Source organism: Streptomyces sp. NPDC058534 (assembly GCF_042717365.1).
Taxonomy (GTDB): Bacteria; Actinomycetota; Actinomycetes; order Streptomycetales; family Streptomycetaceae; genus Streptomyces.
Genome location: NZ_JBHXNW010000161.1, coordinates 1 through 5,260, shown reverse-complemented (window position 1 = coordinate 5,260; position 5,260 = coordinate 1). Strand labels below are relative to the sequence as shown.

Sequence of the window (5,260 nt, the reverse complement as noted above, 5' to 3'; positions counted from 1 at the left end):
GACCAGGTCTTGATGGTCTGGCCGATGTTCAGCCCGAAGTACTCCTTCACCAGCCAGAAGCCGGCGTCGTTGACGTGGCTGAAGAAGAGCGAGCCGGCGCCGATGGCCAGGACCAGCAGAGCCGCGTGCGTGGTCGACATGTCGGCCGCGAGCGGTGCGACCAGACCGGCCGCCGAGATCGTCGCCACCGTCGCCGAACCGGTCGCCAGCCGGATCGCCACCGCGATCAGCCAGGCCAGCAGCAGTGCCGGGATCGACCAGTCCTTGGAGATCTCCAGGATCATCTGGCCCACGCCGGAGTCGATCAGCGTCTGCTTGAAGCCGCCGCCCGCGCCGACGATCAGGAGGATGCCGGCGATGGGCGCGAGGCCCTTCTCGACCAGGCCCGACAGCCGGTCCTTGCCGAACCCGGCGGGCCGCAGCAGCGTGAAGATGCCGACGATCACGGAGACCAGCAGGGCGATCAGCGGGTTGCCGATGACGTCGAAGGTGCGCTGCACCACGTTCTCCGGGTCGTCGACGATGATGTCGACGAGCGCCTTGAGCAGCATCAGCACGACCGGCAGCAGGATCGTGGCCAGCGTCGCGCCGAAGCCCGGGCGCTTCTCCAGGTCCTCGGAGGCGCGCGTCGGGATCATGCGGTCGGGAGCGGGGACGTCCACCCAGCGGGCCGCGTACTTCGAGAACACCGGACCGGCGATGATCACCGTCGGGATGGCGATCAGCACGCCCAGCGCGAGGGTCACGCCGAGGTTGGCGCCGAGCGCGTCGATCGCGACCAGCGGGCCGGGGTGCGGCGGGACCAGGCCGTGCATGACGGAGAGACCGGCGAGGGCCGGGATGCCGATCCGCATCAGCGAGTAGTTGCCGCGCTTGGCGACCATCAGCACGACCGGGATCAGCAGCACGATGCCGACCTCGAAGAACAGCGGCAGTCCGATGACCGAGGCGATCAGCACCATCGTCCACGGCATCGACCTGGGGGTCGCCCGGGCGAGGATGGTGTCCACGATCTGGTCGGCGCCGCCGGAGTCGGCGAGCATCTTGCCGAGGATCGCGCCGAGGGCGATCAGCACGCCGACGCCCGCGACGGTGGAGCCGAGCCCGGCGGTGAAGCTGGTGATGACCTTGTCCAGCGGCGCTCCGGCGAACGCGCCGAGCGCCAGTGACCCGATGGTCAGCGACAGGAAGGCATGCAGCTTGAACTTGGTGATGAGCAGCACGATGACGGCGATGCCGAGGAGCACGGCGATGCCCAGCTGGGCGTGGCCGGCCGAGGTGATCGGCTCGACGGTGTCCGCTGCCAGCATCTCGACGCTGAGTCTGGTCACGGTGGGTTCCTTGCGGTGATGGGGATTCGGGGGACGGTGCGGGGGGTTACAGGACCGGCTCGGGAAGGTCCCTCAGGGCGCTCGCCGCCCGTTCGGTGATCTCCTCGGGCGTACCGGCGACGTCCACCGCGACCCCGGCCTCGTCCGACTGGAGCGGCTGGAGCGTGGCGAACTGGGAGTCGAGCAGGGCCGTCGGCATGAAGTGGCCCTGCCGGTGCGCCATCCGGTCCTCGATCAGCTCACGGCTGCCCGTGAGATGCACGAAGACGACACCGGGAGCGGCGGCTCGCAGCCGGTCGCGGTACGACCGCTTGAGCGCCGAACTGCTCACCACCCCACCGAGCCCCGCACGCCCGTGGGCCCAGCCGCCGATGGCGTCCAGCCACGGCCGGCGCTCCTCGTCCGTGAGCGGGGTGCCGGCCGTCATCCTGGCGATGTTGGCCGGCGGGTGGAAGTCGTCGCCCTCGGCGTAGGGAACGCCGAGCCGGGCCGCGAGCAGGGGGCCGATGGTGGTCTTCCCGGTGCCCGCTACGCCCATGACCACGACGACATGGGGGGTGTGCAGTCGCTGCATCGCACTCTCGCTGTCTGCTGTCTTCGTCGACACGTGATGTCGACGCAACTGAAACCCATTAGGTACGACGAATTCAAGAGTCTGTGACATATAAGTCTGACTTTTTATTCCCGTGACGCGCCCCGTACGCTGAGTGCATGAGCACACCGGGCCGGGGGCTGCACGGCCGCGTACTGGACACCCTCGGTCCCGCGATCACAGCGGGCGAATACCCTGCGGGCAGCGTGTTGCGCACGGACGAACTCGCGCAGCGTTTCGAGGTGTCGCGCTCCGTGATGCGGGAGGCCGTCCGGGTCCTGGAGTCCATGCACCTCGTCGAGTCGCGCCGCCGCGTGGGCGTGACCGTCCTGCCCGAGTGCGAGTGGAACGTCTACGACCCGCAGGTCATCCGCTGGCGCCTGGCCGGCGCCGAACGCCCCCGGCAGCTGCGCTCACTGACCGTACTGAGGTCGGCGGTCGAGCCGGTCGCGGCGGGCCTGACGGCGCGGCTCGCCACGCCCGAGCAGTGCGCCGAGCTGACCGAGTGCGCGCTCGGCATGGTCGCCAACTCGCGCGGGCACCGGCTGGAGGAGTACCTCTTCCACGACGTGGCCTTCCACCGCGTCATCCTCACCGCCTCGGGCAACGAGATGTTCGCCCGCCTCGGCGGCGTCGTCGCCGAGGTCCTGGCCGGCCGCACCCACCACGACGTGATGTTCGAGGACCCCGACCCGGCCGCCGTCACCCTGCACGTCCAGGTCGCCGAGGCGGTGCGCGCCCGGGACGCCGAGCGCGCCGAGCGGCTGACCCGGGAGATCACCGTCGGCGCGCTGCAGGAGCTGGACATCCTGGCGCCGTAGCGCGTCGCGGCAGCGCGTCTACTCCTGGAACTCCCCGTCGACGTACACCCACGCCCCGCCGACCCGCTCGAAGCTGCTCCGCTCGTGCAGTGAGCCGCCGCGGTAGGAGGCCCGGAACGTCACGGTGCCGGTGGAGTGGAAGGCGGACCCGCCGGTGGTGGCCAGGATCTCCAGGCCCGTCCACCGCATGCCCGGGTCGAGGTCGAGCCGCGCGGGCCGCGTCCGTGGATGCCAGGTGCGCAGCAGATAGCCCGCGTCCCCCTTCACGAAGGCGCTGTAGCGCGAGCGCATCAGGGCCTCGGCGGTCGGGGCGGCGGCCCCGGCGTGGAAACGCCCGCAGCACCTCTCGTACGGCTCGGACCGCCCGCAGGGGCAGGGAGGGGTGGTCATGGCGACCACTGTAGAGGAAAAGCAGAAAACCCCTGCTCAGCAGGGGTTTCAGCTGGTGTCCGAGGGGGGACTTGAACCCCCACGCCCGATAAAGGGCACTAGCACCTCAAGCTAGCGCGTCTGCCATTCCGCCACCCGGACAAGGTGTCTGCCGCGCGGGGCGTTGCCCGCGGCGACGACGTAAACATTACCAGGCTTTCCGGGGTGGCCGATCACCCCCTTCTTGGGCACGGGCGCCCGGAGAGAGAGGATGAGAGCGACCCACCAGCAGGGACCCACCAGCAGTGACAGCGGGAGGAACCACGTGAGCGACTCGGGCACGGCCAGGAGCGTCACCGGCGAGGACGAGGTCGTCGACCTCTGCCGCGAGCTGATCCGGATCGACACCAGCAACTACGGCGACCACTCGGGGCCGGGCGAGCGCAAGGCCGCCGAGTACGTCGCGGAGAAGCTCGCGGAGGTGGGACTCGAACCGCGGATCTTCGAGTCCCACCCCGGACGAGCCTCCACGGTGGCCCGGATCGAGGGCGAGGACCCGTCCCGGCCCGCGCTGCTCATCCACGGCCACACCGACGTCGTCCCGGCCAACGCGGACGACTGGACCCACCACCCCTTCTCCGGCGAGGTCGCCGACGGCTGCGTGTGGGGCCGCGGCGCCGTCGACATGAAGGACATGGACGCGATGACCCTCGCGGTCGTCCGCGACCGGCTGCGCAGCGGGCGCAGGCCGCCGCGCGACATCGTGCTGGCGTTCCTCGCCGACGAGGAGGCCGGCGGCACGTACGGCGCCCGGCACCTCGTGGACAACCACCCCGACCTCTTCGAGGGCGTCACCGAGGCGATCAGCGAGGTGGGCGGCTTCTCCTTCACCGTGAGCGAGCAGCGCCGCCTCTACCTGATCCAGACGGCCGAGAAGGGCATGCACTGGATGAAGCTGACCGTGGCCGGCACCGCCGGGCACGGGTCGATGATCCACCGCGACAACGCGATCACCGAGCTGTCCGAGGCCGTCGCGCGCCTCGGCCGGCACACGTTCCCGATCCGCGTGACCAAGACGACCCGGGCGTTCCTCGACGAACTGGGCGACGCGATGGGCATCGAACTCGACGCGGACGACATGGAGGCCACGCTCGCCAGGCTCGGCGGTATCGCCAAGCTCATCGGCGCGACCCTGCGCAACACCGCCAACCCCACGCAGCTGGGGGCCGGCTACAAGGTCAACGTCATTCCGGGCGCGGCCACCGCGCACGTGGACGGGCGCTTCCTGCCCGGGCACGAGGAGGAGTTCCTCGCCGACCTCGACCGGATTCTCGGCCCGAAGGTGCTGCGCGAGGACGTGCACGCCGACAAGGCCGTCGAGACGACCTTCGACGGAGCGCTCGTCGAGGCGATGCAGTCCGCGCTGGTGGCCGAGGACCCGGCCGCGAAGGCGATCCCCTACATGCTCTCCGGCGGCACGGACGCGAAGTCCTTCGACGACCTGGGCATCCGGGGGTTCGGTTTCGCACCCCTCAAGCTGCCGCCGGAACTGGACTTCGCGGGCATGTTCCACGGGGTGGACGAGCGGGTGCCGGTGGAGGGACTCCAGTTCGGCGTGCGGGTGCTCGACCGCTTCATCGACGCCTCCTGAACCGCCCCCCTCGGGTTAACGGGCTCCGCACGCGACGGTATTCGGCCGCGCGTGCGGACATCGACCGGGACGAGTGAATGCGCTCATAAGCTCGTAGCCTCATTACTCCCTCCTCGTTACAGGTAATGCGATCAGCAAGCTGGGATCGCCTTTCCAACTAGGAGGAACAATGCTCAAGAAGGTCGTCGCCGCCGCGGCAGCCACCGGTGGTCTGGTTCTCGCGAGCGCGGGCATGGCCGTCGCCGACTCCGGTGCGCAGGGTGCCGCCGTGCACTCGCCCGGTGTCCTTTCCGGCAACGTCGTTCAGGTTCCCGTGCACGTTCCGGTGAACGTCTGCGGCAACACGATCTCCGTGATCGGTCTGCTGAACCCCGCCTTCGGCAACACCTGCGTCAACAAGTGACGTTGCGCCTCGCCCCATGAGGGTCCGAGTCCGCCGGCCCCGGGGGGGGGGGCCCCGCCCACCGTTGGCCCCCCGGGACCCCCGCCCCCCCCC

6 protein-coding genes and 1 tRNA gene are annotated in these 5,260 nt (G+C 70.1%); 3 read left to right on the top strand and 4 right to left on the bottom strand.

Annotation, left to right across the window (positions count from 1 at the left end; all coding sequences use genetic code 11):
- The coding region (locus ACFWR9_RS42380; protein WP_383852939.1) for a GntP family permease at positions 1 to 1,331 on the bottom strand (1,331 nt) is incomplete at its 3' end.
- Positions 1,332 to 1,377: 46 nt separating this feature from the next.
- A complete protein-coding gene (locus ACFWR9_RS42375; RefSeq protein WP_383852936.1) occupies positions 1,378 to 1,905 on the bottom strand; it encodes a gluconokinase in 528 nt (175 codons plus the stop codon).
- Between the two features lie 137 nt (positions 1,906 to 2,042).
- Here ACFWR9_RS42375 and ACFWR9_RS42370 point away from each other — a divergent pair, with 137 nt between their 5' ends.
- Positions 2,043 to 2,744, top strand: a complete 702-nt coding sequence (locus tag ACFWR9_RS42370; RefSeq protein ID WP_122617343.1) for a FadR/GntR family transcriptional regulator — start codon at positions 2,043 to 2,045, stop codon at positions 2,742 to 2,744.
- An 18-nt stretch (positions 2,745 to 2,762) separates the two neighbouring features.
- On the opposite strand, the gene ACFWR9_RS42365 is transcribed toward ACFWR9_RS42370, so the two are convergent.
- Both ACFWR9_RS42365 and ACFWR9_RS42360 read right to left on the bottom strand, forming a co-directional pair.
- Positions 2,763 to 3,134 carry a YchJ family protein gene (locus tag ACFWR9_RS42365; RefSeq protein ID WP_383852933.1) on the bottom strand — a complete coding sequence of 124 codons (372 nt, stop codon included), beginning with the start codon at positions 3,132 to 3,134 and terminating at the stop codon, positions 2,763 to 2,765.
- A gap of 53 nt (positions 3,135 to 3,187) precedes the next feature.
- Positions 3,188 to 3,275, bottom strand: a tRNA-Leu gene (locus tag ACFWR9_RS42360).
- Positions 3,276 to 3,438: 163 nt separating this feature from the next.
- Between ACFWR9_RS42360 and ACFWR9_RS42355 the strand changes: the two genes are divergently transcribed.
- Both ACFWR9_RS42355 and chpH read left to right on the top strand, forming a co-directional pair.
- A complete protein-coding gene (locus ACFWR9_RS42355; RefSeq protein ID WP_383852931.1) occupies positions 3,439 to 4,764 on the top strand; it encodes a M20/M25/M40 family metallo-hydrolase in 1,326 nt (441 codons plus the stop codon).
- 169 nt (positions 4,765 to 4,933) lie between these two features.
- The gene (gene chpH, locus ACFWR9_RS42350) at positions 4,934 to 5,167 is read left to right on the top strand and encodes a chaplin ChpH (RefSeq protein WP_383852928.1); all 234 of its coding nucleotides are present in this window, start codon (positions 4,934 to 4,936) and stop codon (positions 5,165 to 5,167) included.
- The last annotated feature ends 93 nt before the right edge of the window (positions 5,168 to 5,260 follow it).